Source organism: Achromobacter spanius (assembly GCF_002812705.1).
GTDB lineage: Bacteria > Pseudomonadota > Gammaproteobacteria > Burkholderiales > Burkholderiaceae_B > Achromobacter > Achromobacter spanius.
In genome coordinates, this window is record NZ_CP025030.1 from 1,442,677 (window position 1) to 1,461,713 (window position 19,037).

At 63.9% G+C, this 19,037-nt stretch carries 16 protein-coding genes; 8 read left to right on the forward strand and 8 right to left on the reverse strand.

Annotation, left to right across the window (positions count from 1 at the left end; translation table 11 throughout):
• Positions 1–125 precede the first annotated feature (125 nt).
• Both CVS48_RS06570 and rplQ read left to right on the forward strand, forming a co-directional pair.
• Positions 126–1,112 (forward strand): DNA-directed RNA polymerase subunit alpha, encoded by a 987-nt coding sequence (locus CVS48_RS06570; protein WP_006216514.1) that lies wholly within the window; start codon positions 126–128, stop codon positions 1,110–1,112.
• Between the two features lie 184 nt (positions 1,113–1,296).
• The gene (gene rplQ, locus CVS48_RS06575; RefSeq protein ID WP_006389635.1) at positions 1,297–1,689 is read left to right on the forward strand and encodes a 50S ribosomal protein L17; all 393 of its coding nucleotides are present in this window, start codon (positions 1,297–1,299) and stop codon (positions 1,687–1,689) included.
• Positions 1,690–1,797: 108 nt separating this feature from the next.
• Here the strand turns inward: rplQ and CVS48_RS06580 are convergent, their stop codons facing one another.
• Entirely contained in the window at positions 1,798–2,235 is a 438-nt protein-coding gene (locus CVS48_RS06580; protein ID WP_100853742.1) for an HIT family protein, read from the reverse strand.
• 124 nt (positions 2,236–2,359) lie between these two features.
• Between CVS48_RS06580 and cutA the strand changes: the two genes are divergently transcribed.
• The 3 genes from cutA (at position 2,360) to CVS48_RS06595 (ending at position 5,613) form a co-directional block, all read left to right on the forward strand.
• Positions 2,360–2,707, forward strand: coding sequence for a divalent-cation tolerance protein CutA (gene cutA / locus CVS48_RS06585; protein WP_050448300.1), 348 nt, complete (start codon positions 2,360–2,362; stop codon positions 2,705–2,707).
• Positions 2,707–4,608: a protein-disulfide reductase DsbD gene (dsbD, locus tag CVS48_RS06590; RefSeq protein WP_100853743.1), complete on the forward strand. Its 1,902-nt coding sequence runs from the start codon at positions 2,707–2,709 to the stop codon at positions 4,606–4,608. Before cutA ends, dsbD begins: the two co-directional genes overlap by 1 nt.
• 129 nt (positions 4,609–4,737) lie before the next feature.
• Entirely contained in the window at positions 4,738–5,613 is an 876-nt protein-coding gene (locus CVS48_RS06595) for a DMT family transporter (RefSeq protein ID WP_100857536.1), read from the forward strand.
• Here CVS48_RS06595 and hemB read toward each other — a convergent pair.
• Together hemB and yihA are read right to left on the reverse strand one after the other, a co-directional pair.
• Positions 5,610–6,626 carry a porphobilinogen synthase gene (hemB, locus tag CVS48_RS06600; protein ID WP_100853744.1) on the reverse strand — a complete coding sequence of 339 codons (1,017 nt, stop codon included), beginning with the start codon at positions 6,624–6,626 and terminating at the stop codon, positions 5,610–5,612. The two genes, CVS48_RS06595 and hemB, sit on opposite strands and share 4 nt — an antisense overlap.
• Positions 6,623–7,246 carry a ribosome biogenesis GTP-binding protein YihA/YsxC gene (yihA, locus tag CVS48_RS06605; RefSeq protein WP_006216506.1) on the reverse strand — a complete coding sequence of 208 codons (624 nt, stop codon included), beginning with the start codon at positions 7,244–7,246 and terminating at the stop codon, positions 6,623–6,625. The genes hemB and yihA overlap by 4 nt, the downstream gene beginning before the upstream one ends.
• Positions 7,247–7,467: 221 nt before the next feature.
• On the opposite strand from yihA, the gene CVS48_RS06610 reads away from it, so the two are divergent.
• From CVS48_RS06610 to ccsB, 3 genes are all read left to right on the forward strand, one after another.
• Positions 7,468–8,169 (forward strand): c-type cytochrome, encoded by a 702-nt coding sequence (locus CVS48_RS06610; protein ID WP_100857537.1) that lies wholly within the window; start codon positions 7,468–7,470, stop codon positions 8,167–8,169.
• Positions 8,170–8,288: 119 nt separating this feature from the next.
• A complete protein-coding gene (locus CVS48_RS06615) occupies positions 8,289–10,367 on the forward strand; it encodes a cytochrome c biogenesis protein ResB (RefSeq protein WP_172616207.1) in 2,079 nt (692 codons plus the stop codon).
• 8 nt (positions 10,368–10,375) lie between these two features.
• Positions 10,376–11,743: a c-type cytochrome biogenesis protein CcsB gene (ccsB, locus tag CVS48_RS06620; RefSeq protein WP_242001350.1), complete on the forward strand. Its 1,368-nt coding sequence runs from the start codon at positions 10,376–10,378 to the stop codon at positions 11,741–11,743.
• A 46-nt stretch (positions 11,744–11,789) separates the two neighbouring features.
• On the opposite strand, the gene CVS48_RS06625 is transcribed toward ccsB, so the two are convergent.
• The 5 genes from CVS48_RS06625 to CVS48_RS06645 are packed head-to-tail and all read right to left on the reverse strand — an operon-like array spanning position 11,790 to position 18,689.
• On the reverse strand, positions 11,790–12,173 hold the full coding sequence (locus CVS48_RS06625; RefSeq protein ID WP_100853746.1) for a DUF4150 domain-containing protein: 384 nt from the start codon (positions 12,171–12,173) through the stop codon (positions 11,790–11,792).
• Between the two features lie 24 nt (positions 12,174–12,197).
• On the reverse strand, positions 12,198–13,256 hold the full coding sequence (locus tag CVS48_RS06630) for a pentapeptide repeat-containing protein (protein ID WP_100853747.1): 1,059 nt from the start codon (positions 13,254–13,256) through the stop codon (positions 12,198–12,200).
• On the reverse strand, positions 13,253–15,880 hold the full coding sequence (locus CVS48_RS06635; RefSeq protein ID WP_100853748.1) for a DUF2169 family type VI secretion system accessory protein: 2,628 nt from the start codon (positions 15,878–15,880) through the stop codon (positions 13,253–13,255). Before CVS48_RS06635 ends, CVS48_RS06630 begins: the two co-directional genes overlap by 4 nt.
• Before the next feature lie 3 nt (positions 15,881–15,883).
• On the reverse strand, positions 15,884–16,294 hold the full coding sequence (locus tag CVS48_RS06640) for a hypothetical protein (RefSeq protein ID WP_100853749.1): 411 nt from the start codon (positions 16,292–16,294) through the stop codon (positions 15,884–15,886).
• Positions 16,295–16,301: 7 nt separating this feature from the next.
• Positions 16,302–18,689, reverse strand: coding sequence for a type VI secretion system Vgr family protein (locus CVS48_RS06645; protein WP_100853750.1), 2,388 nt, complete (start codon positions 18,687–18,689; stop codon positions 16,302–16,304).
• Positions 18,690–19,037 lie beyond the last annotated feature (348 nt).

A 19,037-nucleotide genomic window follows, 5' to 3' on the forward strand; every position in this document is an offset into this window, starting at 1 on the left:
TTGGTGGGGCGGGCTTTGCGGTAAGTATCGGCCGGCGTTTTCGCGCCGTCCGAGTTTCATGTTTCACCCTGTCCATCAGCCTTATCGGTGTAACGAGCCGAGGGTATTGAAAAGGAACACAGTAAATGTCCACTCAAGGTTTTCTGAAGCCGCGCTCCATTGAAGTCGAACCGGTCGGCACGCACCATGCCAAGATCGTGATGGAGCCGTTCGAGCGTGGCTACGGTCATACTCTGGGCAACGCCCTGCGCCGCATCCTGCTGTCTTCGATGACCGGCTACGCGCCGACCGAAGTGCAAATGACGGGCGTGGTGCACGAATATTCGACCATCCCGGGCGTTCGCGAAGATGTCGTCGACATCCTGCTGAACCTGAAGGGCGTGGTTTTCAAGCTGCACAATCGCGACGAAGTGACCCTGGTTCTGCGCAAGACTGGCGCGGGCACCGTGCTGGCCAGCGACATCGAGCTGCCGCACGACGTCGAGATCATCAACCCCGGCCATGCCATCTGCAACCTGACGGACGCAGGCAAGCTGGAAATGCAGATCAAGGTTGAGAAGGGCCGTGGCTACGTGCCGGGCAACGTGCGCGCGCTGTCGGAAGACCGCACCCACACCATCGGCCGCATCGTTCTGGACGCTTCGTTCAGCCCGGTTCGCCGCGTCAGCTACGCTGTGGAAAGCGCCCGTGTTGAACAGCGCACCGACCTGGACAAGCTGGTTCTGGATATCGAAACCAACGGCGTGATCTCGCCCGAGGAAGCGGTGCGCCAGTCGGCTCGCATCCTGATGGACCAGATCTCGGTCTTCGCCGCGCTGGAAGGTGCTGGCGATTCGTACGAAGCGCCGGTCCGCGGCACGCCGCAGATCGACCCGGTCTTGCTGCGTCCGGTCGACGACCTGGAACTGACCGTGCGTTCGGCCAACTGCCTGAAGGCCGAAAACATCTACTACATCGGCGACCTGATCCAGCGTACCGAAAACGAGCTGCTCAAGACCCCGAACCTGGGTCGCAAGTCGCTCAACGAAATCAAGGAAGTTCTGGCTGCACGTGGCTTGACCTTGGGCATGAAGCTCGAGAACTGGCCGCCCCTGGGCCTGGAGCGTCCCTAAGCTTTAAACGGGTGGCGCCCTGGCAACGGGGCGTCTCCTGCAACGCCCGGCAACCCCGCCGGGCGGTTTGCGAATTCGTCGTAAAATGCACCGTTTTCTACCGGACCGCAGCCTGATTGCAGGTTGATAGAAGAGCCGGCCACCCGATGGCGAACGCCATCTTTAGATTCAAAGGAAACTTATCATGCGTCACGGTAATGGCTTGCGTAAGCTCAACCGCACCAGCAGTCACCGTCTTGCCATGTTCCGCAACATGGCCGTTTCGTTGATCACTCACGAAGCTATCAAGACCACGCTGCCGAAGGCGAAAGAATTGCGCCGCGTCATCGAACCCCTGATCACGCTGGGCAAAGAGCCCACGCTGGCGAACAAGCGTCTGGCATTTGCCCGTCTGCGCGATCGCGATGCGGTGGTGAAGCTGTTTGCCGAAATCGGCCCGCGCTACGCGGCCCGTAACGGTGGCTACACCCGCGTGCTGAAGATGGGCTTCCGTCAAGGCGACAACGCTCCCATGGCTTTCATGGAACTGGTTGACCGTCCGGAAGTTGATGAAGCCGCTGAGGACAGCGCCGAATAAATTCGGTTGCTAGATAAGCGACAAGGGCGGGTCTTCGGACCCGCCCTTGTTTTATTTGCGCCCGGCATTTGCGCATCCGGCATTTGCGCGCTCGACTCGCGCTTTGAATCAGGACGCGTGCAATTCCCCGCGCAATTGCGCGGCGGTGGCCGCCAGGGCCTCTTGAGGCGGTTGTGGCGGCATCTTGAACGTCAGGTTCTGCTGTTCGATGTACGCCGTGGACGTGACGTCTTGCGTGTGGTGCATGGGGATAACGTGCGCGTGCGAGTGCGCCACGTGTATGCCGGTGAAGGCGAAGCCCACCCGCTCCACGCCGTACAGGCGCTTCATGTGGCGGCCCAGCTTCTGCCCCAGGTTCACAATGTGCCCCGCCAGGTCAGCCGGCATGTCCTCGAAGTACGGGTAATGCTGTTTGGGAATGATCAGCGTGTGTCCCGGCCGCACGGGTTGGATGTCCAGGAAGGCCAGCAAACGCTCGTCTTCATGAATGATATGGGCGGGAATCTCGTGCCGGGCGATCCGGCAGAACAGGCATTGGTCTGGCATGCGGGCCTCGTGAAAGCGGGTGGCATGGTGGGGGGACGTCCGCGTTGATGGAACCGGAGCGGTCGCCGCAATATCGATAAAATACCCCGAGTTACATCCCACACGGGTATCCCAAGGAGGCTCCATGTTGCGCGATGACGACGTCGTGCTGGTCATCAGCAATGCACCCGATCTCTTGTTGGCCAAGCGCATTGCGCATGTGCTGGTGGAAGATGGCTTGGCCGCCTGTGTGAACCTTGGCGCGCCGGGCCTGTCCATCTATCTGTGGAACGGAGAGGTCGAGGGGACGGAAGAAGTCCCCATCCACATCAAGACCACCTACGCGCGTCATCAGGCCGTTGTTCAGGCCCTGGCGCAGATGCACCCCTACGATGTGCCCGAGATCATTGTGCTGCCGGTTATCGGCGGCGCCGCACCCTATCTGGACTGGGTTCGCGAACAGACGGCCGTCAAGCAAACCAAGAGAGAATAATGTTGCAACTTGCCGGTATCGTCGGTGCGCGCGGGCGCTCGATTCCTGCCATCCGCGCGGTGCGCGCCTTGATCGGGCGCAGCCTGGTGTTGCTGGCGACGGCGCTGTTGCTGCTGACCTGGCAGACGGCCGCGCAGGCCGAAGCCGAATTCCTGGAACCCGAAAAGGCGTTCGTGTTCAGCGCGCAGATGGCCGCGCCCGACACCTTGGAACTGCATTACAAGGTCGCGCCCGGGTACTACATGTACCGCGAGCGTTTCGGCATCACGATAAGCCCGATCGGCGCCACCACATTGGGCGAGGCGGTCTACCCCAAAGGCGAGGTCAAGTACGACCCGACCTTTGAGAAGGACATGGAGGTCTTTCACAAGGATGTGATGATCCGCGTGCCGGTGGGCGCGGGCGGACAGCCCTTTACCCTGACCTTGACCGGACAGGGCTGCGCGGATGCCGGCCTGTGCTATCCGCCCATGGACAGCAGCGTCAAGCTCACGCCGGTTGCCGGCGGCTACGCGCTGGCGGGTGGGGCGAGCGCGCCAGCCGCGCCCGCCGCGTCTTCGGGTGGCTTGAGCGCGCTGGTCAAGGCCGGCGATACCGGCCTGGCCGATGCGTTGGGCGGCCTGGGTTGGGCCAAGACCGCTGGCGTGTTCCTGGTTCTGGGCTTGTTGCTGGCATTCACGCCCTGCGTGCTGCCCATGATTCCCATCCTGTCTTCGATCGTGCTGGGCGGCGCAACGCAGGCCCGGCCCTCGCGCGGGCGTGGCCTGGCCCTGGCCGCAACGTATGTGCTGGGCATGTCGGTCGTGTACACCGCGCTGGGCGTCGCCGCCGGACTGAGTGGCGCGGGCCTGGCCGCCTGGTTGCAGACCCCCTGGATCCTGACGCTGTTCGCCATCCTGCTGACCGTGTTGGCGCTGGCGATGTTTGACGTCTTCACGTTCCAGATGCCGTCAGGCGTGCAGGCCAAACTGTCCGAGCGTTCGTCGCGCGTGCCGGGCGGCCGCTATACGGGCGCGCTGGTGATGGGCGCCTTGTCGGCGCTGATCGTCGGACCTTGCGTTGCCGCGCCGCTGGCGGGTGCGCTGTTGTATATCTCGCAGACGGGCGACGTGGTGCTGGGCGGTTCGGCGCTGTTCGCCATGGCCTGGGGCATGGGCGTGCCGCTGTTGATCGTGGGCGCGTCGTCAGGCGCCTTGCTGCCCAAGGCCGGCCCCTGGATGGACGGCGTCAAGCGCCTGTTCGGCATGCTGCTGCTGGCGACGGCGTGGTGGATGCTGATACCCGTGGTGCCGACCTGGGTGCAGATGACGGGCTGGGCCTTCCTGGCGGTTGTGTCGGCGGTGATGCTGCGTGCGTTTGACGCCTTGCCCGCGGGCGCGGGTGCCGCGCGCATGTTCGGCAAGGGGTTGGGGCTGCTGTTGGCGCTTGCGGCCGCTGCGTGGCTGCTGGGTGCGGCCAGCGGCGGTCGTGACGTGCTGCAGCCGCTGTCGCATCTGGCCGCGGGGGCCTCCGGGCCGGTGGGCACGGCGGTCACCAAGGGCGAGCTTCAGTTCACCCGCGTGCGCAACAACGCGGAATTGGATGCGCTGCTGGCGCAGAGCACCCAGCCGGTCATGCTGGATTTCTATGCCGACTGGTGCGTGTCGTGCCGCGAAATGGAGCGCTTCACGTTTACCGATCCGGGCGTGGCGCAGCGCATGTCGGGCATGCTGCTGGTGCAGGCCGACGTGACGGCGAACAACGCCGACGACCGGGCCTTGCTCAAGCGGTTCCGCCTGTTCGGGCCGCCGGGCATCATGTTCTTTGAACCGGGCGGCAAGGAATTGCCGGACGCGCGCGTCGTCGGTTTCCAGGACGCCAAGCGCTTCACGGAATCGTTGGACAAGGTGCTGGTGCGCTGACGGCGGGCGATATACCATGGCGGCTGCGCTGCGTGGGCGGCGCATCCCACTCCCTCCAGGCCGGCGCCCGTGACGTCCCCAACAGTTGATGCAAGCCAGGACCAAACAGGTCTTATCTATGTTCAATTGATGTTCGTCATGGCCACATGGGGCCTGAACATCGTCTCCATCAAGTACCTCACGCAGCACATGGACATCCAGGCGCTTGCCGCCGTGCGGATCGTCATTGCGTTCATCACCGTCACCCTGATCATCAAGGCCCGTCGAGGCCGCGTGCCCAAGCTGGGCCGCATGGAACTTGGCTGGGTGGCGCTGGCGGGTTTCCTGGTGGTGTACGCGCACCAGGTAGCGCTTGTGTCGGGGCTGCGGTTTTCATCGGCGGCCAACGGCACGTTGATCATGGCCACCAGCCCGCTGTTGTCGGCATTGCTGGCCGCGCTGTTCTATCGCGAAAAACTGACCACGGTACGCATCTGCGGGGCCTTGCTCGGCCTGCTGGGCGTGGGCATGGTGGTGGCGGGCAGTGGCGCGCAGTTCGGCCTCACCGGCTGGGGCGATGCGGTGGTTTTCGTGGCCGTGCTGGTGTTCGTGTTTGGCGGGCTGGTGATTCAGCGCATGTCGCGCACGATGGATCCGCTGGGCATGCTTTGGTACATGTATCTGGCAGGTGGCCTGATGCTGGTGGTGCACGCGGCAGTGACGCCGTCTTCCTACCAGACCGATACCTGGCAGATGACGTGGTGGCCGTGGCTGGTGCTGCTGTTTTCAGCGGTGATTGCGTCCGGCGTCAGCAACATCATCTGGAATGCCGGCATCGCGCGGCTGGGCATCAGCCGCGCGGCCTTGTTCGTGAACTGGCTGCCGATATTCGGGTTGCTGTTCGCGTCCCTGTTCCTGGATGAACACGTCACGTTGACCCACGTGCTGGGCCTGGCTTGCGTGTTGGGTGGAACGTGGCTGGGGCTGCGCCGGACGAAGCCGGCGCCTAGCCGTAAAAGCGTTTAGCGCTGCGCCTTGAGTAGCGTGGCCGCTTCGATGGCGAAGTAGGTCAGGATGCCATCGGCGCCGGCGCGCTTGAACGCCAGCAGTGCTTCCATCATGACCTTGTCGTGGTCCAGCCAGCCGTTGGCGGCGGCGGCCTTGATCATCGCGTATTCGCCGCTGACCTGATAGGCAAACGTGGGCACGCGGAAGGTGTCTTTCACGCGGCGCAGCACGTCCAGATACGGCATGCCCGGCTTGACCATGACCATGTCGGCGCCTTCGTTCAGATCGGCGGCCACTTCGCGCAAGGCTTCATCGAGATTGCCCGGGTCCATCTGGTAAGCCATTTTGTTTGACTTGCCCAGGTTGGTGGCCGAGCCCACCGCGTCGCGGAACGGGCCGTAGAACGCGCTGGCGTACTTGGCCGAGTAAGCCATGATCTGCGTGTGGATGTGGCCGTTGGCTTCCAGCGCCTGGCGGATCGCGCCGATGCGGCCGTCCATCATGTCGCTGGGGGCGACCATATCGACACCGGCGGCGGCTTGAGTCAGCGCCTGCTTGACCAGGATCTCGACAGTAATCTCGTTGATGACGTAGCCGTTTTCGTCGATGACGCCGTCCTGGCCATGGCTGGTGTAGGGGTCCAGCGCCACGTCACACAGAATGCCGAGTTCGGGGAAACGCTTTTTCAGCTCGCCCACCACGCGCGGAATCAGGCCGCGCGGGTTGGTGGCTTCCATGCCGTCGGGCGTTTTCAACGAGGGGTCGATGACGGGGAACAGCGCCATCACCGGAATGCCCAGTTTCACGCATTGCTCGGCCACCGGCAGCAGCGTGTCCAGCGAATAGCGGACCACGCCGGGCAACGACGCCACGGCTTGCTGCACGCCCGTGCCGTCGGTCACGAAGACGGGGTAGATCAGGTCATTGACCGTCAGGGCGTTTTCGCGCACCAGGCGGCGGGTGAAGTCGTCGCGGCGCAGGCGACGGGGGCGGGAAACCGGAAACTCAGGGGTGATGATCTGCGGGTTCATGATTCGACCTTGGGGGAAATCCAATTCTCAATGTGGGCGCCGGCTTCTTCCAGCCCGATGCGCTCGGGCGCCGAGAACGGGATGGTGTGCAGGGCGCCGATGTCGGCCAGGTCTTTGCGGACGGAGAACACCGTGCGCATGCGCTGGCCGTAAGGCAGCTTGTCGGCCTTGGTCAGCAGCGCCAGCACGGGGCGTCCGGTGGGGGCGATGAAGTTGGCCAGGCGGCGGTCAAGTTCGGTGACGCCGCGGCGGATGTCGATCAGCAGCACGATGCCTGCAAGCGACTCGCGGTCGCGCAGATAGCCGCCGAGGATGTCCGCCCATTTTTCTTTTTCGTTGCGCGCGACGGACGCATAGCCGTAGCCGGGCAAGTCAACGAGAAAACCGATGTGGCCTTCCGGATCCAGCGGGTCGGGCAAGCCGAACATGTTGATCAAGCGCGTGCGGCCCGGCGTCTTGCTGGAAAACGCAAGGCGGCGCTGGTTGCACAGCACGTTGATGGCCGTGGATTTGCCGGCGTTGGAGCGGCCGACAAAGCAGACCTCGGGAGCGCCGGCGGCCGGCAACTGGTCGAGGCGAGCTGCGGAGGTAAGGAAGGAGGCGCGATGTAGGAGGGACACGGATGGGCTTTGGATACGGTTGGTTTCGAGCCCTATTGTATAATCCGGCGTTTGCAACAGTGGTCCCCGTGCGCGGAGCCGTCTTTTTTGCTTACTGTTTAGGTGCCTGCGGCAACTTGGCAGGCAGAATGGGCAGTGAGGTTCGATACGGTTTTCCAGGGTGTGCGGGGCAGGCGTGGGCGCCTTTTTGCGCCTTGATCGATGTGATCGTCGAGGTCTTCATGAAGCGTGTGCTGTCCCGAATGTTGGTTGCGAGCGGGCTGTTGCTCGGCGCCTCCGCCTTCTCTACACCCAGTTTCGCCGCTGACGGCGCTGCGGGCCCGGCCAAGCCAGATGCCGCCAAGGGCGGCCAGTTGTTTGACCAAGGCGACGCCTCCAGAGGCATCATCGCCTGTGCGTCCTGTCACGGCGCGGCGGGCAACAGCACCATCCCGGTGAACCCCAACCTGGCCGCGCAACCCCACGAATACCTGGCCAAGCAATTGGCCGACTTCCAGATCAAGCAGGGCGCCAAGCTGCCTGTGCGCAACGGCGCGGGTGGCAACCCCACGCCGATGACCGCCATGGCGCAGAACCTGACGCCGGCCGATATGCAGAACATCGCGCTGTACCTGGCGCAACAGCCTCTCAAGGAACCCGCCACGGCAGGCCAGGAGAAGCTGGTGGATCTGGGCCAGAAGATCTGGCGCGGCGGCTTGCCCGAGCGCAATGTGCCGGCCTGCGCGGCGTGCCACTCTGCCAATGGCGCGGGCATGCCCGCCCAGTACCCCCGCTTGTCGGGGCAGTTCCCCATGTACATTGAAGAGCAGCTCAAGCTGTTCCGCAGCGGCGACCGCAAGAACGACATCATGTTCGCGATTGCTGACCGCATGTCGGACGCCGATATCAAGGCGGTGTCCGACTACGCGGCAGGCCTGCGGTAGGCGTCAGCCCGCAACACGCGCGGCTGGTCCGCGTTCATGCAACCTGAGCGTAACGGAACCCGATTCCGTTACGCGCTGTCTATGAGGGGGGTAGCCGATCGCGCGGCCCCCCTTTTTTCATGAATTCAACACGCACCCACACTCGCCCCTCTTTACGCAGCCTGCCCGGTGACTTCTTCGAACTGCTCGGTTCGATGCGGTTCGCCGTCAGCCTGTTGATGTTCATCTGCGTGGCGAGCCTGGTGGGCACGGTGTTGCAGCAGAACCGATCGTCCAGCAACTACATCGACCAGTTCGGCCCGTTCTGGTACGAGGTGTTCGACAAGTTTTCCATCTGGCACGTCTACAACAGTTGGTGGTTCCTGCTGATCATGGGATTCCTGGTCGTGTCGACCTCGGTGTGCCTGACCCGCAACGCACCCAAGATGCTGCGCGAAGCGCGCTCATTCCGCGAGCACGTGCGCGCGAGCAGCCTGCGCGCGTTTCCGCATCGCGTTGAAACGGAAGAACCCACCGATGTCGCGCAGACCTCGGCAGGGCTGAAGGCGCTGCTGGAACGGCTGGGTTACGCCGTGCGTGTACGGCAGGACAACGACGGCGTGCTGCTGGCCGCCAAGAAGGGCAGCGCCAACCGCCTGGGCTATGTGTTCGCGCACGCGGCCATGGTCATCATCTGCGTGGGCGGTCTGCTAGACAGCGAGTTGCCCGTGCGGCTGCAAGTCATGTTCGGCGGCAAGCAACCCATTGTCGACAACATGCTGATTTCGGAAGTGCCCGAAAGCGGCCGCCTGTCGGTCAATAACCCGAGTTTTCGCGCCAGCGTGCTGGTGCCTGAAGGCGGCCAGGCCAGTACGGCGGTCGTAATGGTGGGCGACGGCGCCTTGGTGCAGCCGATGCCCTTCACGCTGAAGCTGAAGAAGTTCGTGGTTGATTACTACTCGACCGGCATGCCCAGTCGTTTCGCCAGCGAAGTTGAAGTCACCGACCCGGATACGGGCAAGACCTTCGATTCCACCATCGAAGTCAACGAGCCGTTGCGTTTCAAGGGCATGACGGTGTACCAGTCCAGCTTTGACGATGGCGGCAGCACGGTGGTCTTGAAAGGTTATCCGCTAGTAGGTTCCCAGGACGCCACTTTTGCCGTTGACGGCACGGTGGGCAAGACAAGCGAAGTGACTGCTCACACGTCGGCCGGTCCGCGCAGCATGGGCGTAGAGATCACGGCCATGCGGCCGATCAATGTGGAAGACCTGACGCGCGGCGATCCCAAGGGTCCCAACCAGAGTTTTGCTGAGCACGTGGCATCGGTGTCGGGCAGCGCGGCGGGCAAGAAGAACGAGAACCTGCGCAACGTGGGTCCCAGCGTTGAATACAAGCTGATCGACGACGCGGGCCAGGCCCACGAATTCCAGAACTACATGCTGCCCATGGAACTGGACGGCGCCAGCGTGTTCCTGGCCGGCGTGCGCAACAATGCGTCCGAGCCGTTCCGCTACCTGCGCATTCCGGCTGACGACGACAGCTCGATCGCGGAATTCATGCGGCTGCGCGCCACGCTGGCCGACCCGGCCGCGCGCCGTGAAGCCGCCCGTCGTTTCGCCGAGCGCAACAGCCCGTCCGGCACCGACCGCCAGCCCTTGCAAACCGCCGCCGAGCGCGCGCTGGAAACCTTTGCGTCGGGTGGCCTGCAAGCCGTTGCGGCCTTCCTGCAAGCCAACACCCCTGCCGCCGACCTGGAGCGTGCCGCCGATGTGGTGATCCGGCTGATCGGGGCCAGCATGAACGAGCTGCGCGCCATTGAACGCGAACGCGCCGGCTTGCCCCCCGTCGCGGTCGAAGGCCCCGACGGCGAGCGCGCGGCAGTGTGGTCGCGCCTGGCCGTGGCGGCATTGTCCGACCTGACGGTCTATCCGGCGCCGGTGTTCCTGTCGCTGGCCGACTTTAATCACGTACAGGCCAGCGTGTTCCAGGTCAGCCGCACGCCGGGCAAGAATACGGTCTACCTGGGCAGCCTGTTGCTGGTCCTGGGGGTGTTTTCGATGTTCTACATCCGCGACCGCCGCGTCTGGATCTGGGTCAAGCCGCAAGGCAGCGGCAGCAGCGTCCTGGCGGCCATGACGTCCCAGAAGCGTACACTCGACTTCAATCAGGAGTTTGAACGCTTCAAGCAGGCGCTGCTGCGCCAGAAAAGGTCTTAAGGTTTTTTATGTCGACGACGACCACCCCGCATCCCTCCTCGCCGGACACGTTGAACGCGTCGCCCGATACCCTGTGGCAAGACAGCCTGTCGGAAACGGGCGACAACCGCGCCCGGCGCGGCAAGCCGGACTGGACCGACGTAGTCTTCTTCCTGTTGCTGTCGGTGGGCGCGGCCTTCGCGCTGACCCGGCACGGCAACGCGATGGATTATTACGAGAAGATCATCCTGTGCGGCACCGTGCCCGCGCTGGCGTGGTTGGGCTGGTTGTGGCGGCCGCTGCGCCGTCTGATGGTCGCCTGTGCGATCGCGGCGGGCCTGGCCTTGATGTTGTACGGCAATGACCTGGCCCGCGCCGAGCAGGTGTTCTTCCTGAAGTACCTGTTCTCGTCCCAGTCCGCCATTTTGTGGATGTGCGCGCTGTTCGCGCTGGCCATGGTCTGCTACTGGATCGGCGTGTTCAGCCCCACCGCCGCGTGGCTGGGCACGGCGTTGACCTGGGGCGCGGTATTTGCCGGCGTCACCGGCCTGCTGGTGCGCTGGCGCGAAGGCCATCTGATGGGGCCAGATCTGGGCCATATCCCCGTCAGCAACCTGTATGAAGTCTTTGTGCTGTTTTCGCTGATCACGGCGCTGTTCTACCTGTATTACGAACGCAAGTACGCCACGCGCGCGCTGGGCGGTTTCGTGCTGCTGGTGGTGACGTCCGCCGTCGTGTTTCTGCTTTGGTATTCCTTCACGCGCGATGCCGGCCAGATCCAACCGCTGGTGCCGGCGTTGAAAAGCTGGTGGATGAAGTTGCACGTGCCCGCCAACTTCATCGGCTACGGCACGTTCTCGCTGGCGGCGATGGTGGGCTTTGCCTACCTGGTCAAGCAGCACGGGCAGACCACGTCGTGGGCCAAGCTGGCGCCCTTGTTCATTCTGGGCGTGCTGCTGTGCGCCGAGCCGATGGTGTTCCGCACCGATGGCCTGTCCGCCACCTGGATGCTGTACTTCGGCGTGGGCGCCGTGATCGTGGGCGCCATCCTGCTGGGCCGCCGCCGCATTGCCGCCGCGCTGCCCTCGCTGGAAGTGCTGGACGACATCATGTATCGCGCCATCGCGATCGGGTTCGCCTTCTTCACGGTGGCGACCATTCTGGGCGCGCTGTGGGCGGCGGACGCCTGGGGCGCGTACTGGCAGTGGGATCCCAAGGAAACCTGGGCGCTGATCGTCTGGCTGAATTACGCGGCCTGGCTGCACATGCGCCTGATCAAGGGCCTGCGCGGCACCATGGCGGCCTACTGGGCGCTGATGGGGCTGTTGATCACCGGCTTTGCGTTCCTGGGCGTGAACATGTTCCTGTCGGGGCTGCACTCGTACGGTCAGCTGTAGCCGTCAGCCTTGATTCGGGCGGCTGCTGCCAGCCGCCCCGAATGCGTCACGCCGCCAAGGCAAACATCGACTTCTGCGGTGTGGCCGCCTTGAAACCCGGCGCATTGATCGTGTTCTGCAAGGTCAGGCTGGTTACGCGCACCAGCGGCGCGGCACGCACCAGCACCGTGAACGCCCCGGTCATGTAGCGCGCCCGACCCATGAAGGTCTGCGAGATCAGGCCGCCGCCCACGCCAGCCGTATCGCCGAGCGTCACCGGTATGGTCGTGACCATGTTGTGCATCGGCATGCAGCTTAGCCACACGTTCCACACCACCGGGATGCCCATGGACGACGTGGACACGTCAATGTGCGGCACCGGCGGCACCGGTGTCTTGCAGACATCGGGGAATCCCAACCCCACGCTGGGTAACTGGCAGAGCACTTGCATGGTTTCCACTCCTGTTGCGATGGGTCAAAGGCCGGCGCGTCCCGCCGACCACAGTTCGGCGTCGAGCAAGGGGGCGTCGTTGTCGAGGATGCCGTGGCGCTGCGACCAGCGCACCCCGCGCGTCAGCGCGCGATGCATGCGTGTGCGCAGGAACGTGGCGTCGCGCAGGTCGGCGCCGTCCAGATCCGCCAGCGAGAAATCGGCGTCGACAAGATGGGCGCCGCGAAAGTCCGTGTTGGCACAACGCGCGCGCTGAAAAATGCATAGGCCCAGGCTTGCGCCCTGGAACGTGGCGCCGTCCAGTGTGGCCTCGGCCCAGATGGCGCCGTCAAAGCGGCCGCCTTGCAGATCGGCTCCGCTTAGATCGGCCAGGGGGAACAGCGCCTGCGGCGCGCAAGCACCGGCAAAGCGCGCACCCCGCAACGACGAGCCCTTGAAGCCCGACTGGCGCAAATCGCACTGGCGAAAGTCCGCCGCGTCCAGTTGGCAATCCGTGAAGTGGCACAGCGCAAAGGCTTGCCCCGCGACGTTCTGCGCCGACAGATTGCATTCCGTGAACATGGTGCTGGCTGCGCTAACGCCGGTCAGCGTCACGCCGTGCAGGTCCAGTTGATGGAACAGGGTGTAGCTGAATTGCGCTTGCGTCAGATCCGCATTGGCGAATGCCCCGCGCGAGAACACCGAGCGTTCCACACGAGCCGCCCGCAACGACGCGCCCGCCAGTGAGGTCGCGGTGAAAGACGCTTCATGAAGCGTGGCTTGATCCAGCCTGGCGCCCGCCAGATCACATTCGGTGAAGCTCGTGCCATGAAATTGGCCGCCGCTGAACGTCGCGCCTGGCGCGCGGCAGCGAAGCAGGCGCGCCGTGTCCAGGTTGGCGCCGTCGGCTTCCCAGCGCGTCATGTCGCAACTGATGAACTGGCTGTCCTGCAACTGGCAGCCGCTCATTCGCGCATCCGTGAAGTCCACGTGATCGAAGAACGCGCCGGCCAGATCCTGCCCGCGCAGATCGGCACCCGCCAAACTGAGGTGTTGGATCGGCTCGCCATGGCGCACGCTGTCCAGCAGCTTGTCGAGGTTCATGCGGGGCGCTCCGGCTGTCTGGCGGGCCAGCGCTTCGCGCCTTGTGTGTAGGTGTGGTCCAGCCCGGTGCTGTCGTCCATCCGAGTCTGTGCGACATCGGCGCGGAAGAAATTCGCGCCCGTGAGATCGGCGCGCAGAAAGATGGCCTTGCCCAGCAAGCCGTTGATCAGGTTGGCGTCGCGCAGGCGGGCACCGGTGAAATCCGCGCGCACAAAGTGCGTGTCGGGGGCGGTCAGGCCGCTAAGATCGGCGTCTTGCAACAGGCACTCGGAAAAGTCGCAGGCGTTCAGGGTGGCGCCGCGCAGGTCGGCCCCCGTCAAGGTGGCGCCGCGTGCGCTGCCGTGCTTGAACTGCATGCCGCGCAACCGCGCGCCTGCAAGTTCGACGCGGCCCGCGAAAGCGCAGCCGTCCAGCGTAGCGGCCTCCATGCTGAAGCGGCCAGTAAAGCCGGCATCCATGAAGCTCACGCGCACCAGCGCCGCGTCGGTAAAGTCGGCGTTGGCAAGCGCACCTTGCATGAACACGCATTGATCCAGCTGCGCCTTGAGAAAGCGGCAGTCCTCGAACGTGGCGCTCATCGCTGCCCATTGGTGAAAGCTCGCGCGGCCGAAGTCGCAACGTATCAGCCGCGCCTGATGCAAGCGTCCCAACTGCCATGCGCTATCAACAAAATTGCAGTCTTCGCAGTGGGCGTGGTCCCACGTGCACTCCTTGATCTGGGCCGTTGCAAAGTTCGCGTTCACGCATTGCGTGCGGCCCAGGTTGGTGCGCGTCAGGTTCGCGCCGGACAGGCTTGTGCGGGTCAGGTCGGCGCCGGTCAGGACCGCATCCGTCAGGTCGCAGCCATCCAGCCGCGTGTCCACGAGTTTCGCGCCCGCGAAAATCGCGCGCTGAAAATTGGCGTTGGACAAGTCCATGCCGGATAGATCCGCGCCGCTCAGGTTCATGTCGCGACAGTCCCGGCTGGCTTTCAACTGCGCTTCCAGCTTGCGGCGCGTGCGCTGCGCGCGCAACGGCGGCATGGGCGGGGGCGGCGCGAAATGGTGCGCGGATTGCTGATAGGCCTGGTGAACCTGCGGGCCCAGCGTGTCGGCCAATGGCGGCTGCGTACCTTCGCTGTCCACTGAGGCGCGTCCAGCTTGTGCATGCGGGCTGGCGTCGAATTCGGCGATGTGCCGTTTGATCTTGCGGGGATCGAAACCCGACGGTAGCTTGCCATCCGCGTCTTGCCGACGCAGCGCGTCCATGTCCACGCCAGCCACCTCGGCCATCTGCGGAAGGTTGGGATCAGCCAACGCGCGCGCCCCTGGCCCGCCAGACAGGCGCTTGGCGGCTTCCAGCTCTTCCTGCATGCGCAGAATGGTCTGGGGCAGATCGGCAAGCCGGGGCGCCGTGGGCGGCGGGTCCAACGGGACCATGTACCGATCCGGGTCCAGGCCCTGCGCCAATAGTGACTCACGTTCGCGGGCATGGCGGCGTGCCAGCCCAGCATGCACGTTCTTGTTGGTGGGACGCACGGCCACGGCTTGCGCATCGCCTTCCAGTTGCCCGCCGCAAAGATCTTCGGGCACGAGCTGCGCGTCCAGCAAGGCGTAGACGGAGCCTAGCTCCGGGTTCAGGCGTTGCCGCACCACGTCTTCATAATGGGCAAGCGCTTTCGGCTGACCCGCGTGTTCCAGCGCGGGCATGATGTGGCGGATATCCGCCGCGTCATCTTCTTGCACGTGAACTGCGCCATGCCACATCAACACCATCTTCGTGTGGTCGGGAAAAAACCAGGCGGTGGTCAGGCGCAGCGACACCTCTTCAAGCGCGCTGCCGTCCGCGTGGCGGCTGACAAAACAGCGCGCGCGCCAGTGGGGCAGTTGGCCGCGCAGCACCGGCTGTTGCGGGTGCAGGTTCCACAGCGCGTAGTCCGTGCCACCGGCAAGCTCGGCGTTGGCCGGCCCCCATTGGTCGGGCGGCGCGGCGTTGAAGAAGCGCCAGTCCATGTCGCGCGCGAAGCCGGGAAAGTCGTGCTCCAGCCATTCCTGCCCGTAGTCGCGGCCCATATGCGATGCCCGTTGCGGCCATTCCACGGGCAATGCGCCAAAGCCCGCGGGCGCCACCCGCTGGCCGGGGGCGCTGATGCGCTGCAAGGGATGTTCGATGTTCGGCAACCGGCGCGCGCGCACGCCATTGATGGTTTCGTCGTGCGCGCCGATGCCCAAGGGGTTTTCGGCAACGTCCGGGCCACCATAGGCGCGGCTCCAGTCCAGGCGCATGCGAGCGAAAGGTTGTGGCGCGGTCGCCTTGCCATCGATCCAGTAGCGGTCGCCAAACACCAGCAAGGACTTGTCGATGGCGCCTACCTGCACGCGCACGCCGCACGCGCCGGGTTGCTTGGCGTCATGCGGGTAGGCATGTCCCGAGACCAGCACTTCCGGGTACTGCTTGGGCGTGGCCAGGTCCAGCGCGCCGATGCCTTCTTCAGCGGCAAGCTTCCACAGGTGCTGGTCGCTCAACAAGGTGGGGGATTGCGCGATGTCGACCAAGGCGAAGACGGAAACGCCCAGCACGTCGCAGCGCTGATTACGATAGGGTCGTGTGAGGATGCCCAGGCGGAAAGGCTTGATGGTCTTCATGCGTTATCCGGTGGCCTGGTCAATGGCGACTTCATGCGTGGCCCCATCATCCTGAACGCGCACCTGCACGGTCTTGCCCACGCCGAACTCAGCCAGGTGCAGTGGCGATAGCGGCACGCGCACCGTGCGGGTCAAGGCCGGCGTGGTGGCGGTCGCAGCCACGTCCAGGTCCAGCTCGATGATGAAATACAGCGACTCGCCAATACGGGTGCGCGTGTCGCGCGCAGCGGTCACGCGCGCGGTGCTGGCCACGCCGGTGGCGCGCACGGTGTCGAGCCGCTGCGCGTCCGCGCGCCCCGTTGCCCGGCGCTTGCGTTCGCGCCGAAGCATGAACATCGCCTGCGCGCCCGATAACAGCAGGCCCAGCACCACCCACTTGCCCCAATCCGGCCAGGCCGTCACGAAGTCGGACATGGGCGCCTCAGATGATGGTCCACAGCCCGACCATGGATGCGCCCAGGCCCACCTGCTCTGCCTTCTGCATATCGAAGGCGTAGCTGGACCCGGTTGTGCGATACGACACCAACTGGCCGATGCTGCTGACCGCGGCATAGTTCGTGAACGACAAATTCAACATGACCGTGGTGCGAAACAGCGCAACGCGATGCAGCCCGAATTCCGCCTTCGCCACCGCCAGGCCGATCGAAAACGGCGTGGCTTGCAGCCAGCTTTCTTTCGACAGATCCTTGACGTTGGCGGCGTCCATCACGACATCCGCCGGTGTTTCCAGGGTGATGTTGCCCTTGGCCTTGACCGTCACCGTGGAACCTTCCGATTCCATGTGCGCCTTGCCTTTGGACTTGATGTCCATCGTGGCGGTTTCCGACTGCACCAGCATCGCGGTCTTGGCTTTCACGTCCATGTTCGCGTCGGTGGACAACACTTCAACCTTGCCCTTGGCCTTCTCGGTCAGCGTGCCTTCCTTGACGTGATGCAGCGAGTTGCCGCTGTTGACGTAGACCTGTTGGCCCGTCTTCAACGTTTCCTTGAACAGCCCCGTGACCTCGCGTTCTTCGCCCTTGGCGGCCACGGTGGTCTTCAAACCGTTGTCGAACTTCTCATCCATCAGGCCGTCTTTCACGTTGACCGTGCGCGATGCCTTGACAGTGTATTCCTCGTGTCCCGTGACGAAGACGTCGCGGCGCTTGCCGACTTTCAAGTTGTCGGTGCCGGTGATGTTGATGTCGCGAAAGCCGCCGATCTTGGTGGTGTCGTTCTCGCCGATCGTCGTGCTGCGGTTCAGGTCCGTCGTGTGCGTTTCGTTGGCTTCGACCTCGGTGCAGAGCTCGCGCTCGGCGTGCAGCCAGATGCGTTCGCAGCCGCTCTTGTCTTCAAACATCAGCGCATTCGCGGTGGCGGGCGTGCCGCTTTTCGAGCGGCTCAAGAAACCGCTTTGCGTGGCGTTGTCGGGCAGGTCCCACGGCGGCAGGTTGTTCGCGTTGAAGACGCGCCCGATCACGATGGGGCGGTCGGGCTGCCCGCCAATGAAATCCACGATCACTTCGTCGCGTATGCGCGGCAGTTGGATGCCGCCAAAGCCCCCGCCGGCCCATGGGCTGGACACACGCACCCAGCACGAACTGTTTTCGTCTTTCTTGCCGTAGCGGTCCCAATGAAACTGCACTTTGACGCGGCCCATCTTGTCGGTCCAGATTTCCTCGCCCTGCTTGCCCACCACCGTCGCAGTCTGTGGCCCGTGTGTGCGGGGAATCGGCGTGATGCGCGGCGCGCGAAACTGCGTGCTGGAGGGCAACACAACGAATTCCAGATCAAAGTCACCCGGATCGATCTGGCCGCTGGCGTAGCCCGTTTCACGGATGCGGTAGTAGATGCTGACGACGAGGTACTCGCGGTTTTCGGCTTGCCGTGGATGGTTGCGCAGCGTGAACAGATGGCCCGTGGAAAGCCCGCGCGCGTTCGACGCACCGGTGCTCTGTTCCTGCCGGCATTGCAGGTCTTGCAGCCGCACGCGCGTGTAGTGTTCGGCGTCGTCGGGGTTGGTGTAGCCGCCCTGCCATTCGTACATTTCCAGATCGCCGTGGTCATACGCCCCGGGGTTGTTGCGCCGCGCTTCCAGGCTGGCGGCGGGCGTCAGCGGGTGATAGTCGGTGGTGGCGAACGCGCCGGGTGTGATCTGTTCGGCGACTTCCCATTTGTGGATGTAGTCTTCGCGCGGAACGGTGATGCGGTCAGGGCCGTAATAGGGAATCTGCTCGTAGTCAGGCACGGGTTCGTGCTGCGTGATGTCGTCGGTCAGCACCAGCGTGTGCTTGCCCTTGTCGTGTTTGAACCAGAAATAAATGCCTTCGTGTTCCATCAAGCGGCAGATGAAGGCGTAGTCGGTTTCCTGGTATTGCACGCAGTATTCCCAATTGCGATACGTCTCCGTCAGCTTGAACTCGACGGGGTAGCTGTAGTCCTTGAGCACCTCGCGGATCACGTCGGGCACGTTCTTGTTCTGGAAGATCTTGTTGTCCGACGTTTGCGTCAGGTACCAGAGCCACGGCCGCACCGTGGCGCGGTAGATGGTGTAGCGCGACGTGTTGTTCTCGCGGCCCACCAGCACGCAGCGGGTGATGTGTCCGCTGAGATAGCGCGGTGCGCCCGGCGTGGTCTCGATCTCGAGCGTCAGCGGTTTGCCAAGCAGCGATTTCATGTCCAGCGAATAAGACTCCGAGACCAGCTCGACTTCAAATTCAAATAGCTGCGACAGGCTTTCCGCGCCGTGCATGCCGCGAAACTTCAATTGCTCTGGCGGCAAGGGCGTATGCGCCTTGACGACGCGTTCGCTTGGCACGGTGCGGTCCATCTCATCGTCTCCTTATGAGAATTCAAAGCTGCTGCGCTTGCTGCTACGAGTGTTGCGCGAGCACGCAAATGGCGCGCGCCGCATTGACTGCAATGTGATGGCCGGCCAAGTCATGGACCGCTTGCAAAAGGGCGGGTGCCGTCGTGAAGACGGGAGCACCGATGCCGGGGACGTCTGTCTCTGAATCTGTTTACGCGCCGGTCTGTCGCCAGCGTGAGCGCCGATTGTAGGCAGCGTGCAAAGCGGGCGAGAAGCGCAAACACATGCTTTTGTGTTTTTTACGGTTCGGTAACAACGCTTGCGCCGACACCCCTGTCGCGTAAGGAATATGTCAAAACATCAGTACAG